Raw genomic sequence first — 21538 nt, forward strand, 5'->3', positions numbered from 1 at the left:
TGAGGCACACGGTAGGCTCTCGATGGTTGCAGCGACGTTGCAACGTTGTAACCGGCGGCAACGGCGATCACTCACGGAAGACTCAGGTGGCATGGCTTAGCATCGACGCGATGCCTACTCCGACTACAGCGCGCGCTCGGACGTACGCGATCATCGCGGCTGTGGCCGGGACGATCGCGATCGCAGCAGCGGTAGCTACGCCGTTCCTGCCGGTCACCCAGCACGATGCGACAATCGACTGGCCCACCGGGCAACAACTCGACCCTGCGAACGGGTCGATCGTCGCACCGTTGGCCACGCAGACGCCCGCTGGTCTCGACGTGACGATCGGACGCGACACGCTCCGGCAGGACGAGTCGACGACGATCGTCTCGACCATGCCGTCGTCCGCCGAAGGGTTCCGCGACAACGCGCTCGCGATCACCGCGTCGCCAAGCGGCGCGTCGGTCGTAGTCCGCGGCGCCGAGGTCGCGTCGGCCACTCGCGATCAGCTCGCAGGCGTCGAACGCCTGCACGTGTGGACCGACGGTCCGACGGTCTTCGCTCAGTTCGTCGGTCTCGGACCGGCCGTCACCGATGACGATGCGCAGAAGCCGCTCCTCGCAGGCGTGTTCACCGGTCTCGACGCTGCGCAGGTCGACGCCGCGCAGCAGTCGGGTCTTGCCGTGCACGTCGACGTCGACAACCGTTTCGACCTGACGCCCACGGTTCTCAAATGGCTCGCCCTGATCGTCGGCGTGATCGCCGCCGTGATCGCGTTGATCGCGGCCTACCGTCTCGATGTTCTCGGCGGCTACCGTCACCGGTTCGCTTCCAAAGGTCGCTGGCGACTGCTGATCCCGCGCACCGCGGACGTCCTGGTGACGGCGGCGCTCGTCGTCTGGCACTTCCTCGGAGCCGGATCGTCCGACGACGGCTACATCTTGACGATGGGCCGCAACGCCGACGACGCCGGATTCCTCGGCGACTACTACCGCTGGTTCAACGTGCCCGAAGCGCCGTTCGACTGGTATTACTCGTTCCTCGGCCACTGGGCCGAGATCTCGACCGCGACCGTGTGGATGCGGCTGCCCGCACTCGTCGCGGGCCTCGTGTCGTGGTTCATCCTGTCCCGCGTCCTCCTGCCGCGTCTCGGCGTGGCGTTGCGCCGCTCCCACCTCGCCGTCCTCACCGCGGCCGCAGTGTTTGTGGCGTTCTGGATGCCGTTCGCCAGCGGACTGCGCAGCGAGACCGTCATCATCCTCGGTTCGCTTCTCACCTGGTGGATGGTCGAGCGCACGGTCGCGACGCGCCAACTCCTGCCCGCGGCGCTCGCCGCACTGTTCGCCGGCCTGACGATGGCGGTCGCACCGCACGGCATCATCGCCCTCGCCGTCCTCATCGCGGGCAGCCGTCCCATGCTGCGGGCCGTCCGCGCCCGCCGTCGCGACGTCGGACTGTTGGCGCTCGCCGCGCCAGTCGGCGCCGCGTTCGCGATCGTCGTGATGATCGTCTTCCGCCAGCAGACCATCGCGACCGTCGCCGAAGCTATCCGCGTCCGGTACACGGTCGGACCGACCGCGGCGTGGTACCAGGAACTGCTGCGCTACTACTTCCTGACGCTCTCGCACGACGACGGAGCCCTCGCCCGCCGCCTCCCCGTCCTGATCCTGGTGCTCGCGCTGCTCGCGACGCTCGCAGTGCTGTTGCGGCGCAAACATATTCCGGGCATCGCGCGCGGCCCCGTGTGGCGACTGGTCGGTGCGACCCTGCTGACCGTCCTGCTCCTGTCGTTCACGCCGACCAAATGGACCGTCCAGTTCGGCGTCTTCGCCGGCCTCGGTTCCGCGCTCGCCGCCGTCGTGGTCGTCGTGATGGCACAGCAGGCGCGGCGCAGCGCCCGCGACTTCTGGATTTACCTCGCCGCTTTGATGCTCGCGTGCGCTGGAGCGACGGCCGGAGCCAACGCTTGGGGTTGGAGTTTCGACCTCGGCATCTCGTGGTCGGACAAGATTCCCGGTCTGGCCGGGCAGCCGCTCCCGACAATCATTCTGGTCCTCACTGGAATCTGCTTCGTCGCCGCGATCTGGTGCCATGTACGTCCGCCCCGACCCGTGCCGGAGCGGTCGGGTTGGCGTGCCGTGATGCGGTCGGCGCCCATGCTGATCATCGTCGTCGCGTTGCTGTTGGCCGAATTCGCGCTGTTCGGGCGGGCCGCGCTCGCCCGCTCGGACACGTACACCCACCTGTCCGCCGACTTGCGTTCGCTCACCGGCGACACCTGCGGCATGGCCGACGAGGTCCTCGTCGAGCCCGATTCGAACGCAGGCATGCTCACGCCCATCGGCACAGACAACGCGTCGAAGGCGCTCGCCGGGACGTCGCGGGGGTTCACTCCAGACGGCGTCGCCGACGACCTGGTCCCGGAGAACATCGGCATCGGCGCCGGCACCATCCACACCGGCCGGAAGGTCTCGCAGTCGTTCTCGGTGACCCTCGGAACCCCCGGCACCACCGGAGGGCGCGGCCCGACGACCGTCAACGGGTCGACCGCAGCTCTCCCGTTCGGCCTGAACCCGGCGAACACCCCGGTCCTCGGCAGTTACGGCTATGACGACGGCACCGCGACGTTGACGTCGTCGTGGTACCGACTGCCGGCCCGCGATGTCTCGCCGCTACTGGTGATCTCGGCCGCCGGATCGATCCACTCGATCGACGAGGACGACGCGGATCGTCCCGGCCGATCGCTGATCGTCGAGTTCGGTCAGGCAGGTGCCGACGGACAGTTCCAGAAGATCTCCCAGGTGACCCCGATCGACCCCGACTGGGGGGCGAACCGTCCGTGGCGCAACCTGCGGATCCCGATGGCCGACGTGCCGAGGGACGCGACCGCGATGCGGATCGTCGCGGACGACTCGAACGTCAATCCCGACGAGTGGTTGGCGTTCACACCGCCCCGCGCACCGCACTTGAAGACGCTCGACAAGGTCGTCGGACGTGAGCAGCCGGTGCTTCTGGACCTGTCGGTCGGCGCACAGTTCCCGTGCCAGCAACCGATGACCGCCCACCGTGGCGTGTTCGACGTCCCGGCCTGGCAGATCTCGCCCGACCAGGTCACCGCCGGGTCGAAGTCGAAGTCGTGGCAGCACATCTCGGGCGGCGGCATCGAAGGGGTCGTCGACGCGGTCACCGAGCCGTCCACCGCCTCCACCTATCTGGAGAACGACTGGCATCAGGACTGGGGCGCGTTGATCAAGCTAACCCCGTTGATGCCGGACGCACCGCAAGCGCGCGTGGACACCGAGACGAGCACCGGTTGGGGTTGGCACCGGACCGGACCGATCAGGGCGGTGGCGCCGAGTGAGTGAGCGGTCTGAACATATGAGCGAAGTGGAGAACGTGGACACGCCGCACGAAGACGTTGCCGCTGGGCCGACCGGGCCGGGCGCGCGCACAGTGAAGATCGCGAAGATCGTCGCCGTCGTGGCGGGTGCGCTCGGCGCGCTTCTCGCCGTGATCGCCCCAATCCTGCCGGCCTCCTACACCCAGACCGAACTCAACTGGCCGCAGGCCACCGAACAGGGTGCGTCGCCGGTCGTACAGAGCGTCGCCGCCCCCAACGTGTCGTACGTGCCGGTCGACATGGATCTCGCCGTGCCGTGTCGTCTCGCCGCCGATCTCCCGAAGCCCGGCGGTGTCCTTCTGTCGACCGTGCCCGCGCCGGGTGAGGACGCGGGGACCGTCGGCCTGTTCGTCCGCGCGACCGGCGACCGGATCCTGGTAACCCAGCGCAACTCGGTGGTACTGAACGTGCCGCGCGCCGACGCACAGCGGTCCGCCGACTGCCGGATCGTCGTGCACGCCGACACCGACGGCACCCGAGGAGCCGTGGAAGGTCTCACCGATCCGAACGCACAGACGACGTTCGATGTGCCCGACCCGAACTCGCGTCCGCAGATTATCGGCGTCTACACCGACCTGCCGAAGACGGCGGCGACCGACGGTTTGAGCTTCCATTCGACCGTCGACACTCGATTCATCTCGAGCCCGACGACGCTCAAGGGCGGGCTGCTGATCCTCGGCGTCCTGCTGACGATCGCGTCGATCGTGGCGCTCGCCGTCCTCGACGCCCGCGACGGCAAAAAGCTGCGCCGCATGCTGGCGCGCGGCTGGTGGCGTCCCCGCGTCCCCGACGTCCTGGTGACCGCCGTGCTCATCGTCTGGCTGTTCATCGGCGGCAACACCGCCGACGACGGGTATCAGGTGACGGTGGGACGGATCGCTCCCGGTGCGGGATATCTCGACAATTATTATCGGTACTTCGGTGTGCCTCAGGACCCGTTCGGCTGGCACTATCAATATCTCTCGCTGTGGATGCAGGTCAGCACATCGGTGCCGTGGCTGCGACTTCTGCCGCTGTTGTTCGGTCTCGCCGGATGGTTCCTGATCAGCCGGTTCGCTCTGCCTCGCCTGGGTCGCGCAGTCCGCACATCGCACGCCGCCTACTGGGCTGCCGCGCTCGCATTCCTCGCCGTCTGGCTGCCGTTCAACAACGGTCTGCGCGTGGAGCCGGCCATCACGGTCGGTGTTCTCGCCACCTGGATCCTCGTCGAACGCGGTATCGCGACGGGCCGTCTCGTGCCGTGGGCGCTCGCGATCATCGCCGCGGCGTTGACATTGACCATCCACCCGGTCGGGGCGATCGCCGCCGTCGCGTTGCTCGCCGGGCTGCGCCCACTCATCGCGCGCCTGCGGACCCGCAGCGGCCGTGACGGGTGGCTGCCAATGCTCATGCCGCTCCTCGCGTCCGGCCTGGCAGTCCTCTACGAGGTTTTCGCCGACCAGACGATCGCGTCGATCATGGAGGGCGTCCGAGTCCAGGGCATCGTCGGCCCCACCAACAAATGGTGGAACGAAGGCATGCGCTATTACGTGCTGCTCAATCCGACCCCGGATGGTTCCATCGCGCGTCGTATCGGCATCTTCGTGACGATCCTCGCGGTCTTGCTCATCGTCCTTGTCCTGCTGAGCCGCCGCCGGGTGCCCGGCGTCCCCAGTTCGCCACTGTGGCGGCTTGTCGCCGTCACCGCAGGCGCCGTCGCCGTCCTGGCGTTCGTTCCGACGAAGGCCACCCACCAGTTGGGCGCCATCGCGTGTCTGACCGGGGTCCTGGCCGCTGCCGCGACCGCGATGGTGCGGCCCGCCGTTCTGACCCGTCGCTGCAATCGGACGTTTTTCGCCGCCGCGGCAGCGTACGCGCTCGCCATCGCCTTCGCTGGACGCAACCAGTGGTGGTACGTCGGCAGCTACGGGATCCCGTGGGCCGACGACACCCCGCACATCGGCGGCGTCGGCCTCTTCTGGCCGATCCTGGCGGTCGCAGTCGCGATCACTCTGCTCGGCGTATGGCAGTACTACCGCGACGACCAGCTCGACCAGATCGGGAAGGACCCGGTCCCGGCGAACACCGGTCTCATCGGTCGGATGCCGACGTATTCGCTGTCGATCGTGTGCGCCATCGTCCTACTCTTCACGTTCGCCTCGTTCGCGAAGGCCGCGAGAAGCGACTCGTGGACGTGGACCAGTTCGAACATCGACTCGTTCCGCGGTAAGCCGTGTGCGCTCGCCGAAGACGTGCTCGTCGAAGCCGACCCGAACGAAGGACTGCTGGCACCTGCCGACGTCGAGGGGCAACGTCATGTCAGCGCCGGAGCGGCACTGGCCGGAAAGTCCACGGGCTTCACCCCGGACGGTGTGTCGGCCCACTTGGACGCTGACGCCGAGAACTCCGATTCCGATTCCGGCTCCGGCTCCGACGACGACTCGAGTGGAGCGATCCAGCAGTCGAGTGACGAGGATGCCGACGATTCGTCGACGAACGCCGGATCGGGCGACACCGGCGGCGGTACGGTCGGCACGCGCGGCATCAACGGTTCGTCGGTGAAGCTGCCGTTCGGACTCGATCAGAAGCGGGTGCCCGTGCTCGGCACCTACGGCGTCCCGGACAGTCGTGGACACTTGACGTCCGACTGGTATGGGCTGCCCAAGCGCAGCGACGACGCGCCGCTGGTCACCATGTCGGTGGCCGGACAGATCGAGTACATCGACGACTTGAACGTGCTCAACAGCGGCCAGAAGGTTCGCCTCGAGTTCGGTCGTGTCGGCCCGGACGGGGCAGTCACGACGGTCGCGTCGATGACGCCGTTGGATGCGGGCGGAGCGCCCGAATGGCGCAACCTGCGTTTCCCGTTGAAGGACGCGCCGCCGCGCGCCACCGTGGTGCGGATCGTCGCCGACGACGTCTCGCCCGCCCCGAACCAATGGGTGGCCGTCACCCCGCCGCGGGTCACGAAGTTGACGACGTTGAACGAACTGGTCGGCAGCGAAGCTCCCGTCCTCCTCGACTGGGAAGTTGCGTTGGCGTTCCCATGCCAGCGTCCCGCCGCCGCCGTCAACGGCGTCCTCGAAGTCCCCGAGTGGCGGATCACGCCGGACGCTGAGGGGGAACGCGTCAACTCGCAGAGATGGATGGCAGGCGACTACGGTGGCCCGCTCGGTATCACGCAGAACTCGCTGCGGTCGATCACCAATCCCGGCTATCTGCGTAACGCGTGGGCCGAGGACTGGGGCTCCCTGCGCCGTCTGGTCCCGCTCGTCCCGCAGGTCACCGCCCAGCTAGACGTCAGCGAAGCCAAACACAACGGACTGTGGACGCCCGGTCCGATGCGCCCGTACAAGAACTCGAACTGACGGTCAGACGCCGAATCGGCGGTTGAGTAGCCGGACCCGGCCCGCGGCTATCGCGGCGTCCGGGTGTCCGGACGGCAGCGCGCGGTGCAGCGTCGTCCAGGCCTGGAAGTCGTCGTGACCGTGGGGCGACGAGGCCCACGCCTGCAGCGTCGCCACATCGCGGCTGGCGAAGACAGCCGACCGGAGGTCTTCCCGGATCTCGTCGAACGCGTCGGTGATGCCGGGGGCGAGCGAGTCCGCGAGCAGTCCTCCTCTGCCCAGCGTCGAGACAGCGGCCCGCAGGGCGCCTGTCATGATGTTCTGGCGCACATCCGTGACGTCGGAGGAGACGTCGCCGGTGAGCCGGTAGGGCCGGGACGCGACGACGTCGCCGACCTCGCGACGCAGTCGGGAGATCTCGGCGCGGACGGTCACCGAGCCGAGATCGTCGTCCGAGAGTAGATCGGCGAGCCGATCTGTTGACAGCCCTTCGGGGTTCAGATGGAGCAGCAGCAGGATCTCGGCGTGCCGCGGCGACAGGACGTGCCGCCGACCGCCTGGCGCGAACCACGTCGGTTCACCGGCAAGCACCGTCAACCGGGAGTCGAGCGAACTCGAGCGCACCGTGTCGGGGGAGAGGTCGACGGCGGTCGACTGGAGCTCACGTTCCACCGCAGCCACCACGGAGCGGACGGCGGCGAGCGCGAAGGGCGCTGCGGCCGCAGCGCCGCCGGTCACGTCGATCGCGCCGATCACCTCCCCGGTCAACGGGTCATGGACGGGGGCCGCCGCACAATTCCACTTCTGGACGGGACTCGCGTAGTGCTCGGGGCCGATGATCTGTACGCCGCGGTCCAAGCTGAGGGCGAGCCCTGGCGCGTTCGTCCCGACCTGGTCCTCGCTCCACACCGTCCCTTCGACAAAGTTGATCTTGGCGGCCTTACCGCGCGTCGACCGGTCGCCGTCTACCCAGAGGAGGCGGCCACGGCGATCGGTGAGCGCGACGACGACGCCCGCGTCGGCGACGTCGTCGAGCATGAGTGAGGTGATCAGGGGCCGCACCTGTGCGAGACGGTGCGCGGCACGATACTCGGAGAAGTCGTTGTCGGACATGTCATCCGGTGTCACTTCGGGGTCTTCGCCGACGCCGCGACTGCGCGATCGCACCCACGACTCCTGGACCATGGAACGCACTGTGCCCTCGGGTGGAGTCACGCCCGACAGGAACTGTTCGTAGGCATGCCTCACCCGGGTGACGGTCGCCTTGCCATCCGACATCGCATCCTCCGGTCGCACTCTGCCCTTGATTGTGCCAAATGATCAGTGATCGGCGTCACGAAGCATCCGCTACCCCTGACAGACGTCACGGCCAAGACGTGACATCTGCGCGAGGTGTCACGGTCGTCGGAACGGAATCGTAGATGTCATGAACCACGTACCAGCCATCGAAGTCGCACAACTGACCAAGCGTTTCCGCGGGCCGAAAGGTTCCGTGGTCGACGCGGTGAAAGGGATCGACCTCACGGTTCGCCCCGGCGAAGTCGTCGCGTTTCTCGGCCCGAACGGTGCCGGGAAGACGACGACGATCGATATGGTCCTGGGCCTCACGTCGCCCGACGCCGGTGATGTCCGCGTGTTCGGTCGATCTCCCCGCGAAGCGGCGCGTGCCGGACAGGTCGCCGCTGTCATGCAGACGGGCGGACTGATGGATGACTTCACGGTCGCGGAGACCGTCGGCGTCGTCGCATCGCTGCACGATCGTCTCGCCGACGTCGACCCCGTGATGGTGCGCGCGGACATCGCCGCCATCGCCGACCGCAAGGTGTCGCGGTGCTCCGGTGGCGAACAGCAGCGCCTCAAGTTCGCGCTGGCCCTGCTCTCGGATCCGGCTCTGATCGTTCTCGACGAGCCGACAGCAGGCATGGACGTCGAGTCGCGGCGTACGTTCTGGGCGGCGATGCGCGCCGATGCGCGGCATGGTCGGACAGTCCTGTTCGCCACGCACTATCTGGAGGAGGCCGACGCGTTCGCCGACCGGATCGTGATGATCGCGGGCGGCCGGATAGTCGCCGACGGGTCGACCGCGGAGATCCGCACGCGCGCGAGCCGTCGGGTCGTGTCCGCGGTGCTCGACGACGCCGCGGTCCCCGCGCTGCGTCGCGAATTCGCCGACCTGGAAGTGCGTGAACGACGCGGCGGCCGCCTCTACCTGTCGTCGCCCGACTCTGACCGCCTCGCCAGGTATCTGCTGACCAGTACGGGCGCGCGCGACGTCGAGATCGCGGCACACAACCTCGAAGACGCGTTCGTCACCCTGACCGCCCCCGCCTGACACCCACCCCACCCAACCGAAGGGACCTGACATGTCTGTTCTCACCGGCGCAGCGATCGCGCCGACCTACCTGAAGTTCGACGTCCGCCGTGTGCTGCGGAACCGCCGCGCGATGATCTTCACGATCGCGATGCCCGCGCTGCTCTACCTGGTCTTCGGCGCAACCCAATCGAACGAGGACAGTGTCGGCGACGGCAACGTCGCGTTCTACGTCCTCGTCGGTATGGCCGTCTACGGTGCGATCCTGGCGGCGGCGTCCAACGCTGCAGCGGTCGCGATCGAACAGCAGGCGGGCTGGACGCGCACCCTGATGATGACGCCCCTCAAACCATCCGGGTACGTGTCGACGAAGATCGCGCTCGCGCTCGTGATGAGCGCGTTGCCCGTTCTGGTACTCACGATCGTCGGCGCGATCAGCGGGGCGAGCGCCCCGATCTGGGTGTGGGTGGCCTGCCTCGGCATCGGTTGGCTCGGGTCGGCGTCGTTCGCGGCGCTCGGTCTCGCGCTCGGCAGCGTCCTCAAGTCCGACGGCGCAATGCAGGCGCTCGGCGGCATCCTCGCGCTGCTCGCGTTCGCGGGTAATGTCTTCGTCCCCCTCAGCGGTGCGATGCTGCGGATCGCCGAGTTCACGCCGATGTTCGGCGTCGTCTCGCTGGCGCGATACCCGCTCGACGACGGCATGACCGTGTACGGGACGCAAATCTCGGTGTGGGTGATGATCGCGAACGTCGTCTTCTGGGCCGGGGCGTTCGCCGTCGCAGCAGCGTTCTTCTACTCTCGCAGTAGCGCCCGCCAGTAGTAGGACCCGCCAGTCGAAGGACCTGCGAGTTGAAGGACCTGCGAGTTGAAGGATTGCCGATGAGCCCAGTCCTGTCCCGCGATCGGATCGTGGCGTTCGTCGACGACGACCGGATGCCGTGGCGTCAGTGGCGGTGGGTGTTCGGCGCTGTCTGGATGATCTTCCTGGTGTATCCGGTGATCTCCGTGGCGCAGTCGGACAACACACCGTTCGTGAAGGTGCTCGGCTTCGTCGATCTCGGAGTGTTCGCGACCGTCTATCTCGTGGCGTGCATGCTGTTGATGAACGCGGTGCCGAGCGACGACGCCGACCACGACCGGACCCGGTGGCTCGTCTCCGGTGTCCAAGTCGTCCTCGCGTGCCTGATGTTCCCGATCATTCACGAGCAGACGTTCGCGTTGGCGGGTTTCCTCATGGCGGTCGTGTCGTTCATCGCACCCCGGCGGGTACATGTCGTAGCCATCGTCGCGCTGATCGCGTCGTCGTACGTCGTGCCGCGACTACTCGGGTGGGACGTCGACTTCGGGGTGATCGCGATCATGGTGGCGATCGGCATGACGATGATCGCGATCCGCGCGGTCAGCGAACGCGAACGCGACCGTGAGCAGAGCGTGGAACGCCAACGTGAACTCAACGCGGAACTTGCGGTGGTCGCCGAACGGGAGAGCGTGGCGCGCGACGTTCACGACATCCTCGGACATTCGTTGACCGTCATCTCAGTGAAGAGTGAACTCGCTTGCCGTCTCATCGACCTCGACCCGGAGCGCGCGAAAGCCGAGATCATAGAGGTCAACGCACTGTCGCGGGAAGCGCTCGCCGAAGTGCGGGCGACGGTCGGGCGGCTGAGAACACCGGACCTGCCGAGCGTTCTCGCATCGGCGGCCAGTGCGCTCTCGGCGGCCGGGATCGCCGCCGACCTCCCCGGTCCGGCAGCGGTCGGGACACCGCACGCGACGCTGTTCGCGTGGGTGCTGCGCGAGTCGATCACCAACGTCGTCCGACACAGCGGGGCGACATCGTGCCGAGTACGGGTCGGCCGCGACGAGATCACCGTGGCCGACGACGGGGCGGGCTCGGCTCTGCTCACCTACGGTAACGGTCTGCGCGGACTGTCCGAACGGGTCGTCGACGCCGGCGGGGCGCTGCGGGTTCAGTCCGACGACCGCGGGACCGTCGTCACCGCGACCGTCCGCGATCGAGTCGGACGTGAGCCCGCCGCTGCCGCCCATGATGGGATGAACCGATGAGCGAGACGATCCGGCTGCTGCTGGCCGACGACCAAGCATTGGTCCGCGGTGCTCTCGCCGCACTCCTCGATCTCGAATCGGATCTACAGGTGGTCGCACAGGTCGGCCGCGGCGACGAGGTCGTCGGCGCGGCGCGGGACTGCGGCGCAGACGTCTGTCTCCTCGACATCGAGATGCCGGGCATCGACGGCATCGATGCGGCCGCACAGGTGTCCGCGTCGTTGCCCGGCGTGCGGTCGTTGATCGTGACCACCTTCGGTAGGCCCGGTTATCTGCGGCGCGCCATCGACGCGGGCGCGTCTGGGTTCGTCGTGAAGGACACGCCTGCCGCCGAACTCGCCGACGCTGTCCGCCGCGTCCACGCCGGACTGCGCGTCATCGATCCAACCCTCGCAACGGAGAGCCTGACGAGCGGGGAGAATCCGTTGACGCGCAGGGAGTCGGATGTGCTGACCGAAGCCCGGTCCGGCGGCACGGTCGCAGCGATCGCCGCCCAGGTTCATCTGTCGCAAGGCACCGTCCGCAACCACCTGTCGTCGGCGATCGGGAAGACGGGCACGTCGACGCGCGCCGAGGCCGCCCGGGTGGCCCACGAACGAGGCTGGATCTGACCGCGTTGACCGGTGGGGTGCCGGTTTCGGGACGCGAGCCTGCGCTCACCGGTATCCGCACGGTCGCCGCGGCGACCGTGTGCCTCACCCACGCGGCGTTCTGGACCGGGCACTACACCGACGACTACGCGGGTAGGCTCTTCGCGCGGTTCGAAGTCGGGGTGACGCTGTTCTTCGTGTTGTCCGGCTATCTGCTGTTCCTGCCGTGGGTGCGGTCGCTGCGAGCCGAGACCGGCGTCCACCCGCCACTTCGCCGGTATGCGTGGCATCGGATCCGACGGATCGTGCCCGCGTACGCGATCACCGTCGGCGCGGTCTACGTCATCTTCGCGTTCCGCACGGACTCCTCGGACCTCGGCCACGGGGTGTCGGGGTTGATCCGCAACCTCACCTTGACGCAGGTGTACGGGTTCGGTCACTTGCACACGGGGCTCACCCAGATGTGGAGCTTGGCAGCGGAGGTCGTCTACTACATCGCGCTGCCGGTGATCGCGTGGCCGTTGGCGCGCTACGTGTGCCGTGACCGGTGGCGGCCGGACCTGTTGATCGCAGTCCTTGGCGGGCTGCTGCTCGTCTCGCCGGTCTGGACGTTCGCGACGCACGGCGACGGGGTTGATCCGACCGCCCGACTGTGGGCACCCGCCTTCGCGAGCTGGTTCATCGCAGGCATGCTGCTCGCCGTGGTCGCCCAGTTGATCCGCTCGTGGCCCGCCACGCTGAGTGTGGCGGTCGCCGTCGGCGCGTTCGTGCTGTCGGCCGGGGCGTTCGCGGGCGAGGCGACGATCGTCCCGAACGATGCGGACGCAGCGGTCGCCAAGCACACGTTGTACGCGGTGGTCGCCGTCGGCCTGATCGGTCCGCTCATCGTCGGCTCGCCCGACTGGTGGTCCAGGTTGTGCCGATCTCGACCGATGGTCTGGCTCGGCGAGATCTCGTACGAGTTCTTTCTGGTCCACGTCATGGTGCTGGAGTTCGTGATGGACCTTCTCGGCTATCGGGTGTTCACCGGTTCGGTACTCTTCGCGTTCGTGGTGACCAGCGCGGTCAGCGTGCCGGTCGCGTGGGTGCTGCATCGGGCGACGTCGCCGCTATGGAGGTGATGCGATTACGTGTCGGCCACCAGTGACGCGGACCTCCCGGAGCGTCGGCAGACCACCGGTAACATGATGTCATGTCTGCACCCAACCGTTCGGTCACCGCCGCCGATCTCCGGCAATGGACCAACGAGGCCCGGGTGCCCGGGCAGCCGCCCGAACTCTCCGACCTCGGGTGCCTGCTCATCGCGTCCGGCTACTTGACGCCGACCGCACGAGGCACGCTGGTGCGGCGGGCGTCGTTGGATCTTCCGCTGCCGTCGCCGTCGAACGGCTACAGCGAACTGCGGCGCGTGCAGCGCAGCATCCTGCACGCGGAGAAGTACCTCGACACCACGGTGCTGCCCGGCCTCGTCGTGCCGATCGTCCGGTCGCGTCTGGCGACGCTGAACCGTCGCCGCGAGGACGCGCACCGTGCCGTCGTCGTCGCCAAGGGCGTCATGCCGAGCGGGACCCGCGCGGTGCGACGCGAACGCCGCGAGAACGTCTACCTCGAGATCGACGAGCGCGAACAGTTGTTCTCCGGGCTCTTGTGCACCCCCGTTCCGAACCGTCCGACCGGAGCACGCAAAGCCGGAACAGACGTGTTCGACAAGTTTGTCGGTGTCGTCGGGCAGGTCGGCGGACGTGGCCCGCGCAGGCAGGTAGAGGAGATGGCCGCGCAGGTGTTCGGCCCGGACGCCGTCGCCGCCGGAACATCCTCGCGCGGCGCATCGTTCGCCGACGGCTACGAGACGCTCTTGTTCGTCGCGGGCCACTACTACGACCGGATCCGTGCCAATCCAGCGTGGCTGTCGGACCACTTCGAGATGCAGCGTGTCCAGGTGAACTTGCACGCGGAACTCGCCGAGATCGCGTCGGACATCGTCGCGCTGCGCGCGCTGCGCGTCGACCTCGACCAGGCCAGGCACAACGGAGGGTACGACGCCGGATTCATCGAGCACATCGAGGCCCGCGAGAACGCGCTCCGGCCGGTGTGGTCGGAGCTGGTCGACCGAGTCCACGCGTTCAGTGAAATCGCGGCGACCGTCGAGTCCGCGGCGAGCGAACTCCGGCTGCTCGACGAGTTCGACAAGGCGTCGACGATCGACGCCCGCATCGACCACTTGTTGTCGCGGTCCGGTGACCGTGAGCTCGGCGCCGACCACACCCGTCGCCTGTCCCAGCAGGTGCGCAGCGGCGAAGAGCAACTCCGTGTCTATCGGGATGTGTTGCAGGGCAATATCGCTCAGCTTGGGCCGGGTCTGCAGCGTGAGCTCCCGCAGCGGTACGAGCCGTAGCTAGCGCGCGCCCCAGCCCTTCAGGTATCCCTTCTCCACTTCGGTCAGTCGACGCAGTCGGTGGTTCTCGATGTCGACGACCGCCATTTGCGTGCTCGCCACGCACTCGGGCCTCGCGTCGTCGCCGGTCTGTGTGCCGCGAATCTCGTATCCGATGGTGAAGTCGACGGAGCGGTGCCCTTTGATCCACATGGCGATGCGTACCGGCGAGTCGTCGTGGCGGAGCTGCCCCTGATAGCGGATGTCGACGTGGACGATCATCGCGCTCTTGATGAGCGGCGCGTACTCGTCGCCGGCGCTGAGCAGCCACGCGATCCGAGCTTCTTCCATCAGGGTGACGATGCGTGCGTGGTTGATGTGCCCGAACGCGTCCATGTCGGACCACCGGACGGGAACCTGAGCGACGAACGCGAACGCGGGATCGGCCATCCGCGCAGTCTAGCCACGGTGTGACGAATCGACCGCGTCGAAAAGTCTTTAAAGTACAGACATCTGTTTTCCGGTTCGATTAGGTACTCTTAGCGTCCATGTGGTCCATTCGATCTACCCGACGTGTTGCAGTTGTCGCTGCTGTGGCTGCTGTTGCAGCATTGGTCCCGGCTGCGGTCGCTGACGCTGCTCCGTCGAAGAAGGACGTCGCGCGGATCGTGGCGCTGAAGAATGTGACGACGCATCGCGTCGATCTGACGGTGAAGTCCCCATCCATGGGCGGCAAGGTGAAGCTCACCGTCCTCACGCCGGGCGGCGACGCTCCCCGGCCCGCGTTGTACATGCTCGACGGCGCCGACGCGGGTGAGAACGTCAGCGACTGGATCACCAAGGGCGGTGCGGGTCAATTCTTCGCCGGCCGCAACGTGAACGTCGTGCTCCCTGCGGGAGGCGAGGCATCCTTCTACACGAACTGGGAGCACAAGGACAAAGCTGTCGGCAAGCCGCAGTGGGAGACATTCCTGACGAAGGAACTGCCTCCACTCATCGACGCGAAGTTTTCCGGCTCGGGCCGCAACGGCGTCCTCGGTCTGTCAATGGGCGGTCAGGCGGCGTTCGCCCTGGCCACTCGCCATCCCGACCTGTATCAGGGGGTGGCTTCACTCAGCGGATGCCCGCCCATCACGGGACCGGCGAATGAGGCCTACGTCCGTGCGACGCTCGCGCAGAGCGGCGCGGACGCCACCAAGATGTGGGGCACTCCCGGCGGTGCGACGTGGCGCGCGCACGACCCGGCGTACCGGATCAATGCTCTGCGCGGCAAAGCGATCTTCCTCTCGTCGGGATCGGGCGCGGTGGGCCCGCTCGACTTGACTGCGGACATCGACCCCAAGGACGGACCGGTGGATGCTCAGATCGCCGCGGGCTCGGCCCTCGAAGTGGGCGCGAACCGCTGCTCGCTCGAGTTCGCCGCCAAGCTCCGCGTCGAGAACGTGCCGTTCCATTCGAATTTCCGTCTGATCGGCACCCACCGGTGGGACTACTGGAAGCAGGACCTTCCGTTCGCCTGGCAGGCGTTGGCTCCCGCTCTCTGATTCCGCGCGACTAGCCGGCGAGACCGGTCAGCGCTGAGCCCACTCCTGCGCGGCCCACTCCTGCGCGAATGACAGGAACGCGTCGTCTTCGACTGTGTCGGTGACGGTCACGCGCACGCCGTCGCCGGCGAACGGGCGAACGATCACGCCGGCTTCGCTGCTTGCGGCTGCGAATGGTGCCGCGTCGTCGCGGAGGGCGAGCCAGACGAAGTTGGCTTGCGAGTCGGGCACCGGGTATCCGAGGGCGCGGAGTCTGGCGGTGACTCGGGCCCGTTCGGCGACGACGGCGTCGGTACGGGCCAATAGTTCGTCTTGAGCGCGCAGGGACGCCACTGCGGCGGCCTGGGCGACGCTGCCCACGCTGAATGGCACGTGGATCTTGCCGAGGGCGGTGATAACCGTCGGATCGCCGACCGCGTAGCCGATGCGTAGCCCGGCGAGGCCGTACGCCTTCGAGAAGGTCCGCAGTACGACGAGGTTCGAGAACTCGCGGCGGAGTTCGAGCGCGTCGTATGCGAACGGGCCGTCGAGTCGCATGTATTCGAAGTACGCCTCGTCGAGTGCGACGACCACATCGGTGGGCACGGTTTCGAGGAAGCGCCGGAGCGCCTGCGCTTCGACGACGGTGCCGGTCGGGTTGTTGGGATTGCACACGAAGATCAGACGTGTGCAATCGGTGATCGCCGCGGCCATCGCGTCCAGGTCGTGGACGCCGTCGCCGGTCAACGGAACCTGGACAGGCGTGGCGCCGGAGATCCTGGTGGCCAGCGGGTAGGTCTCGAACGACCGCCACGCGAACAGGACTTCGTCGCCGGGGCCCGACGTCGCGGTGATGAGGTTCTGGCACAGGATCACCGATCCGCAGCCGACCTGGATCTCGGCCGGGGTGACGCCCACTGATTTGGCGAGTTCCTCGGTCAGTTCCACCATGCCGTTGTCTGGATAGCGGTTGGCGTTCGACGCGGCCTCGGTGATGGCGGTCAGGGCGCTGGGCAGCGGGGGGTGGATGACCTCGTTGCTCGCCAACTTGATCGCTCCGGGGAAAGTCTTGCCGGGAACGTAGACGGGCAGGGATTCCAAGTCTGGTCTCAGGCGCGGTGTCACCCTTTGAATGTATGCCTGACCAGGGCATCGATGCACATCCGCCAGCCGATTTGCGTCGGCGGAAGGTGTCTGTGTAATGTTTTGCCTCGGCAGTTCGGAAAGAACTCCGCTGGAGGCGTGCCAGAGCGGCCGAATGGGACTCACTGCTAATGAGTTGTCTCGCTTAAAACGGGACCGGAGGTTCAAATCCTCTCGCCTCCGCCGACCGAGGCCACGCCCTCGGAAGAATTGAATATCGGATCGAGTACACTCGATCCGGGCAACGCGCCCGTAGCTCAACGGATAGAGCATCTGACTACGGATCAGAAGGTTAGGGGTTCGAATCCCTTCGGGCGCACCAGGTCATTCCTAATGAGGACATCGCAACTGTAGCTATTCGCAGTCGCGGTGTCCTCATTGGCGTTTCCGGCTAGGCGCGGGCTTCATCGACATCCGCGGCGTTCACAGATGCCGCGGATGTCGATGAGACCCGCGGATGCGCGGTCTGCGGCGCGTCCTCTCGGGCACGACTCCCCGACCCTCCGCCGCTCTAGCCAGCCGTCACGTTTCCGGGCGCTGTGACCGGGGTCAACTCGGGTCGCTTCGGGGTGCGGCCGTCACCCAGTGAACGACCGCGCAGTTTGCGGACGATCCATGGGCTGAAGAACTCGACGAGCCAGCGGGCGTCGTCGGCGGTCCGGCGTATCGGGTGGGGGTCGCCGACGACGTCGAGCGGACGTCCCCACTCTGGGTCGGAGTCGGGTAGGCCGAGTGCTCGTGCGGCGCCGGCTGCGAATCGCTCGTGGCCGAGGCTCGACGCGTGCAGTCGGTCCGTCGACCACGAACGGCGGTCGCGGAGGATCGGAGCGGCGAAGAGGTCGACGAGCACGAATCCGTGACGACGCGCGAAGCCGCGCATGATGTCGTTGATCTCGAACAATCGTGGTTCGAAGAGGCGGCCTAAGGGATTGATCTGAGCGATGTCGGGGAACGTCGAGACAATCACCGTCGCACCGGATTCGGCGAGTGCATCGTAGATTCGCTCGAGATCGGTGTGTACGACGTCGAGGTCAGCGCGGCCGATCACATCGTTCATGCCCAGCGGTGCGGCAACCAGGTCCGGTTTCAGTGCGAGCGCGGGCTCCAGCTGTTCGTTGAGCGTGTTCCGGGTGTTCTTGCCCCGGATCGCGAGGTTTGCGTAACGCAACCCCGGATTGTGCACGGCCAACTGGTCGGCGAGTCGATCCGCCCACCCCCGATACCTGTCAGTGGCGACCTCGTCGCACATGCCCTCGGTCTGGGAGTCGCCGATCGCGACGAATCTCGAAAACTCCATGCACCGATCCTAGCGATCGGACGATCGAAAACACGTCAGGTTTACAAATTTATCGAAATGTATAGACAACCGACGTAACAATAGTTAATGTCAACGTCACCAGATCGTCAGCCCAGGAGGAGAATGATGGCGAACCCGACACTCGATGAGAGCCCCGTCGACGCGACCGCGTGGCGCGACAAGAAGCGTCACCTCTGGTTGCTCGGACTGATCCCGCCCACCGCGGTCTTCTTGGCGACTGGATTCATCGCATTGATGAACTGGCTCGGCGACACGCTCGACTGGGGGTGGCTCGGAACCGTCTCGCCGGTTTGGTGGTGGATCGGTCCGATCCTGATCTACGTGCTGCTGCCGATCCTCGACATCTTCTTCGGGCCGGACGGGCAGAATCCGCCCGAGGAACTGATGGAGCAGTTGGAAGCGGACAAGTACTACCGCTACTGCACGTACGCCTACATCCCGTTCCAGTTCGCCAGCCTCGTATTCGCCGCGTACCTGTGGACGGCCGGACCCGGCGGACGATTCGGCGACCTGAGCTGGCTCGGGGTCGACGGCGGTTCGCTGGGAATCGCCTCGAAGATCGGCCTCGCGATCTCGGTTGGCGCGATGGGCGGCATCGGCATCAACACCGCGCACGAGCTCGGTCACAAGAAGGTCTCGCTGGAACGCTGGCTCTCGAAGATCACCCTCGCGCAGACCTTCTACGGTCACTTCTTCATCGAACACAACCGCGGACACCACGTCCGCGTCGCGACTCCCGAGGATCCGGCGAGCTCGCGGTTCGGTGAGACGTTCTGGACCTTCCTGCCGCGCAGCGTGTTCGGCAGCCTGAAGTCGGCATGGACCCTCGAAGCCAACCGGCTGCGAAAGGTCGGCAAGCCTGTCTTCCACCCGACCAATGACGTCCTCAATGCGTGGGCCATGTCGGTTGTGCTGTGGGGTGCGCTCGCCGCGATCTTCGGCTGGCAGATCCTGCCGTACATGGTGATCCAGGCGATCTACGGTTTCTCACTACTCGAGACCGTCAACTACCTCGAGCACTACGGTCTGCGCCGCAAGCAGAACGAACGCGGCCGCTACGAGCGCTGCTCACCGCAGCACAGTTGGAACAGCGACCACATTTGCACCAACATCTTCCTGTACCACCTGCAGCGACACAGTGATCACCACGCGAACCCGACCCGCCGCTACCAGACGCTCCGCAGCTTCGACGAGGCGCCGAACCTGCCGTCCGGCTACGCCAGCATGATCACCGTCGCCTACTTCCCACCGATCTGGCGGAAGATCATGGACAAGCGGGTCATCGCTCACTACGACGGTGACCTCACCCGCGCGAATCTGCAGCCGGGCAAGGAGACTCGTCTCCTCGCCAAGTACGGGCAGGCGTGATCATGGCCGTCTACCGCTGCGAAGTCTGCGACTACACCTACGACGAGACGGCAGGTGAACCGCGCGAAGGCTATCCCGCCGGCACCGCGTGGACCGACATCCCCGACGACTGGCCGTGCCCCGACTGCGGGGTCCGCGAGAAGGCCGACTTCATCGAGATCGGAGCATGACATGAACTACAAGCTGTATCAGTGCGCTCAGTGCGGATTCGAATACGACGAGGCGGAAGGCTGGCCCGAAGACGGGATCGAACCCGGCACCCGCTGGGACGACATTCCCGACGACTGGACCTGTCCGGACTGTGGTGCGGCGAAAGCCGACTTCGACATGGTCGAGATCGCACGGCCGTGAACGACGAACCCATTGTGATCGTCGGTGCGGGAACTGCTGGTGTCACCGCGGCGACGACCTTGCGCGGCAGCGGATTCGACGGTCCGATCACGCTGATCGGAGCGGAGGCCGAGCACCCGTACCGTCGTACCGCGCTCACCAAGGACCTGCTGGCGGCCGACCTAGCACTCGAGCGGATCACTCTGCAGAAGCCGGCCGTCTGGCCCGAGCGGGACATCGACCTCGTCCGTGGTGTCGCCGTCACGGCGGTCGACACCGCGCGGTCCGTCGTCGTCTGCGACGATGGCCGTGAGATCAATTACCGGGCACTGGTTCTGGCGACCGGAGCGGAATCGGCGAGGCCGAATTGGCTCGGTGGGGGCGTGCATTCGGTGCGGACCCTGTCCGATGCCCTCGCGGTACGGCGCGCGATCGACGAGTCCGGCCGACTCGCGGTGGTCGGCGGCGGACTCATCGGACTCGAACTGGCCGCATCGGCCGCCGCGCACGGAGCGTCCGTCGACGTCGTCGAAGCAGCCGACAAGCTTCTCGGCCGTGTGGTGCCTGCCACCGTGTCGGACTGGTTCGCGCGGCTCCACAGCAGTCACGGAGTGTCGGTGACGCTCGGTGCTCGAGTGCGCGAGGCGACAGCCCGCACGATCACGCTCGACGACGGTTCCGAGATCGTCGGCCCCGTCGTCGCGGCGGTCGGCATGGTGCCGAACGTTGCGCTTGCGCAGGCCGCGGGCATCGAGACAGTCGGTGAAGGGATCGTCGTCGACCGGTCGTTCGCGACAGCGGTACCGAACGTGTTCGCCGCGGGCGATGCGGCAGCTCTACCCGATGCGTTGACCGGCCGACCGTCGCTCGGCGGCCACTGGTTCGGGGCGACCGATCAGGGCAAGGCCGTAGTGGCCTCAGTGCTCGCAAGTCTCGATGGCGGTCGGTCAGACACCTTCGTCGACGTGCCGCGCGCGTGGACGGTGCAGTACGGGATCAACGTGCAGATGGTCGGGTGGCCGTCCATCGATGGGACGGTGGATGTCGACGGATCCCTCGACGATGCCGACGCTAGCGTCCGCGTGAGCGTTGACGGACGTCTCGTCGGCGCGGTGACCGTCGGGCGGGCGGCGGCCGCGCGGGAGTATCGCTCCGAGATCGCCGTAGGCTTGTCGATGTGAGTACTCCGACGCGGGATCGACCGTCGTACGCTACGGCGAGTAAGCAGCTTCTCCGGAACTCGCTGCTGGACGGTCTCCGGGAACTCCTCATGGAGAAGGACTGGGCGCAAGTCACCATGAACGACGTCGCTCGGTTCGCAGGCGTCAGCAGGCAGACCGTCTACAACGAGTTCTCGTCCCGCAACGGCTTGGCGCAGGCGTACGCGCTGCGCCTGGTCGACGAGTTCACCGCGGAGATCTCGGCCGCTGTCAAAGCCATACCCGACGACGTCGAAACCGCTTTCACGGTCGGGTTCGCGGGATTCTTCGCCAGCGCCGGGCAGGACCCGATGATCGCCTCGCTGTTGAGCGGCGACGCGAAACCCGACCTACTCAAACTCATCACGACGGATTCGGCCCCGCTCATCGAATCGGCTTCGGCCAATCTCGACGCACTTCTGCAGGGATCGTGGATCGCGATGCCTGCTGATGCATCGGGTCGGATTGCCCGCATGATCACGCGGATGGCGCTCAGCTACGTCTCGATGCCGCCTGAAGCGGACTTCGACGTCGCCGCAGACCTCGCTGCGGTGATGACTCCCGCCATCGCCGCAGCGCGCAGCCAGGTGTCGCTGGGCAGATAGCG

At 66.8% G+C, this 21538-nt stretch carries 18 protein-coding genes and 2 tRNA genes; 16 read left to right on the forward strand and 4 right to left on the reverse strand.

What is annotated here, in order from left to right; translation table 11 throughout:
• The first annotated feature begins 110 nt into the window (after window positions 1–110).
• A complete protein-coding gene (locus MP11Mi_RS07600) occupies window positions 111–3347 on the forward strand; it encodes an arabinosyltransferase domain-containing protein (RefSeq protein ID WP_420041680.1) in 3237 nt (1078 codons plus the stop codon).
• 13 nt (window positions 3348–3360) lie between these two features.
• Entirely contained in the window at window positions 3361–6729 is a 3369-nt protein-coding gene (locus MP11Mi_RS07605) for an arabinosyltransferase domain-containing protein (RefSeq protein ID WP_420042040.1), read from the forward strand.
• A 3-nt stretch (window positions 6730–6732) separates the two neighbouring features.
• Here MP11Mi_RS07605 and MP11Mi_RS07610 read toward each other — a convergent pair whose 3' ends face one another.
• The gene (locus MP11Mi_RS07610; protein WP_420041681.1) at window positions 6733–7986 is read right to left on the reverse strand and encodes a sigma-54-dependent transcriptional regulator family protein; all 1254 of its coding nucleotides are present in this window, start codon (window positions 7984–7986) and stop codon (window positions 6733–6735) included.
• Between the two features lie 148 nt (window positions 7987–8134).
• Between MP11Mi_RS07610 and MP11Mi_RS07615 the strand changes: the two genes are divergently transcribed.
• The 6 genes from MP11Mi_RS07615 (at window position 8135) to MP11Mi_RS07640 (ending at window position 14071) form a co-directional block, all read left to right on the forward strand.
• A complete protein-coding gene (locus tag MP11Mi_RS07615; RefSeq protein WP_420041682.1) occupies window positions 8135–9040 on the forward strand; it encodes an ABC transporter ATP-binding protein in 906 nt (301 codons plus the stop codon).
• A 31-nt stretch (window positions 9041–9071) separates the two neighbouring features.
• Window positions 9072–9839, forward strand: coding sequence for an ABC transporter permease (locus tag MP11Mi_RS07620; protein WP_420041683.1), 768 nt, complete (start codon window positions 9072–9074; stop codon window positions 9837–9839).
• A 59-nt stretch (window positions 9840–9898) separates the two neighbouring features.
• Window positions 9899–11086: a sensor histidine kinase gene (locus MP11Mi_RS07625; protein ID WP_420041684.1), complete on the forward strand. Its 1188-nt coding sequence runs from the start codon at window positions 9899–9901 to the stop codon at window positions 11084–11086.
• Complete coding sequence (locus tag MP11Mi_RS07630) at window positions 11083–11697, forward strand: response regulator transcription factor (protein WP_420041685.1); 615 nt, start codon at window positions 11083–11085, stop codon at window positions 11695–11697. The genes MP11Mi_RS07625 and MP11Mi_RS07630 overlap by 4 nt, the downstream gene beginning before the upstream one ends.
• Window positions 11698–11702: 5 nt before the next feature.
• Window positions 11703–12797 (forward strand): acyltransferase family protein, encoded by a 1095-nt coding sequence (locus tag MP11Mi_RS07635; RefSeq protein WP_420041686.1) that lies wholly within the window; start codon window positions 11703–11705, stop codon window positions 12795–12797.
• 71 nt (window positions 12798–12868) lie between these two features.
• A complete protein-coding gene (locus MP11Mi_RS07640) occupies window positions 12869–14071 on the forward strand; it encodes a hypothetical protein (protein WP_420041687.1) in 1203 nt (400 codons plus the stop codon).
• Here the strand turns inward: MP11Mi_RS07640 and MP11Mi_RS07645 are convergent, their stop codons facing one another.
• Entirely contained in the window at window positions 14072–14500 is a 429-nt protein-coding gene (locus tag MP11Mi_RS07645; RefSeq protein ID WP_420041688.1) for an acyl-CoA thioesterase, read from the reverse strand.
• Window positions 14501–14643: 143 nt separating this feature from the next.
• Here MP11Mi_RS07645 and MP11Mi_RS07650 point away from each other — a divergent pair, with 143 nt between their 5' ends.
• Window positions 14644–15594, forward strand: a complete 951-nt coding sequence (locus MP11Mi_RS07650; protein ID WP_420712851.1) for an alpha/beta hydrolase — start codon at window positions 14644–14646, stop codon at window positions 15592–15594.
• A gap of 27 nt (window positions 15595–15621) precedes the next feature.
• Here MP11Mi_RS07650 and hisC read toward each other — a convergent pair whose 3' ends face one another.
• On the reverse strand, window positions 15622–16698 hold the full coding sequence (hisC, locus tag MP11Mi_RS07655; protein WP_420041690.1) for a histidinol-phosphate transaminase: 1077 nt from the start codon (window positions 16696–16698) through the stop codon (window positions 15622–15624).
• Window positions 16699–16809: 111 nt separating this feature from the next.
• Here hisC and MP11Mi_RS07660 point away from each other — a divergent pair.
• Both MP11Mi_RS07660 and MP11Mi_RS07665 read left to right on the forward strand, forming a co-directional pair.
• A tRNA-Ser gene (locus tag MP11Mi_RS07660) sits at window positions 16810–16899 on the forward strand.
• A 63-nt stretch (window positions 16900–16962) separates the two neighbouring features.
• A tRNA-Arg gene (locus MP11Mi_RS07665) sits at window positions 16963–17038 on the forward strand.
• Between the two features lie 189 nt (window positions 17039–17227).
• On the opposite strand, the gene MP11Mi_RS07670 is transcribed toward MP11Mi_RS07665, so the two are convergent.
• The gene (locus MP11Mi_RS07670; protein WP_420041691.1) at window positions 17228–18013 is read right to left on the reverse strand and encodes an SGNH/GDSL hydrolase family protein; all 786 of its coding nucleotides are present in this window, start codon (window positions 18011–18013) and stop codon (window positions 17228–17230) included.
• A gap of 126 nt (window positions 18014–18139) precedes the next feature.
• Here MP11Mi_RS07670 and MP11Mi_RS07675 point away from each other — a divergent pair, with 126 nt between their 5' ends.
• The 5 genes from MP11Mi_RS07675 to MP11Mi_RS07695 are packed head-to-tail and all read left to right on the forward strand — an operon-like array spanning window position 18140 to window position 21536.
• Window positions 18140–19402 carry an alkane 1-monooxygenase gene (locus tag MP11Mi_RS07675; protein WP_420041692.1) on the forward strand — a complete coding sequence of 421 codons (1263 nt, stop codon included), beginning with the start codon at window positions 18140–18142 and terminating at the stop codon, window positions 19400–19402.
• Between the two features lie 2 nt (window positions 19403–19404).
• Window positions 19405–19572 carry a rubredoxin gene (locus MP11Mi_RS07680; RefSeq protein ID WP_420041693.1) on the forward strand — a complete coding sequence of 56 codons (168 nt, stop codon included), beginning with the start codon at window positions 19405–19407 and terminating at the stop codon, window positions 19570–19572.
• 1 nt (window position 19573) lies between these two features.
• A complete protein-coding gene (locus MP11Mi_RS07685) occupies window positions 19574–19753 on the forward strand; it encodes a rubredoxin (protein ID WP_420041694.1) in 180 nt (59 codons plus the stop codon).
• Window positions 19750–20913: an NAD(P)/FAD-dependent oxidoreductase gene (locus tag MP11Mi_RS07690; protein WP_420041695.1), complete on the forward strand. Its 1164-nt coding sequence runs from the start codon at window positions 19750–19752 to the stop codon at window positions 20911–20913. Before MP11Mi_RS07685 ends, MP11Mi_RS07690 begins: the two co-directional genes overlap by 4 nt.
• Complete coding sequence (locus MP11Mi_RS07695) at window positions 20910–21536, forward strand: TetR/AcrR family transcriptional regulator (RefSeq protein ID WP_420041696.1); 627 nt, start codon at window positions 20910–20912, stop codon at window positions 21534–21536. Before MP11Mi_RS07690 ends, MP11Mi_RS07695 begins: the two co-directional genes overlap by 4 nt.
• The last annotated feature ends 2 nt before the right edge of the window (window positions 21537–21538 follow it).

The sequence above is a fragment of the Gordonia abscondita genome (assembly GCF_032711245.1).
Taxonomy (GTDB): domain Bacteria; phylum Actinomycetota; class Actinomycetes; order Mycobacteriales; family Mycobacteriaceae; genus Gordonia.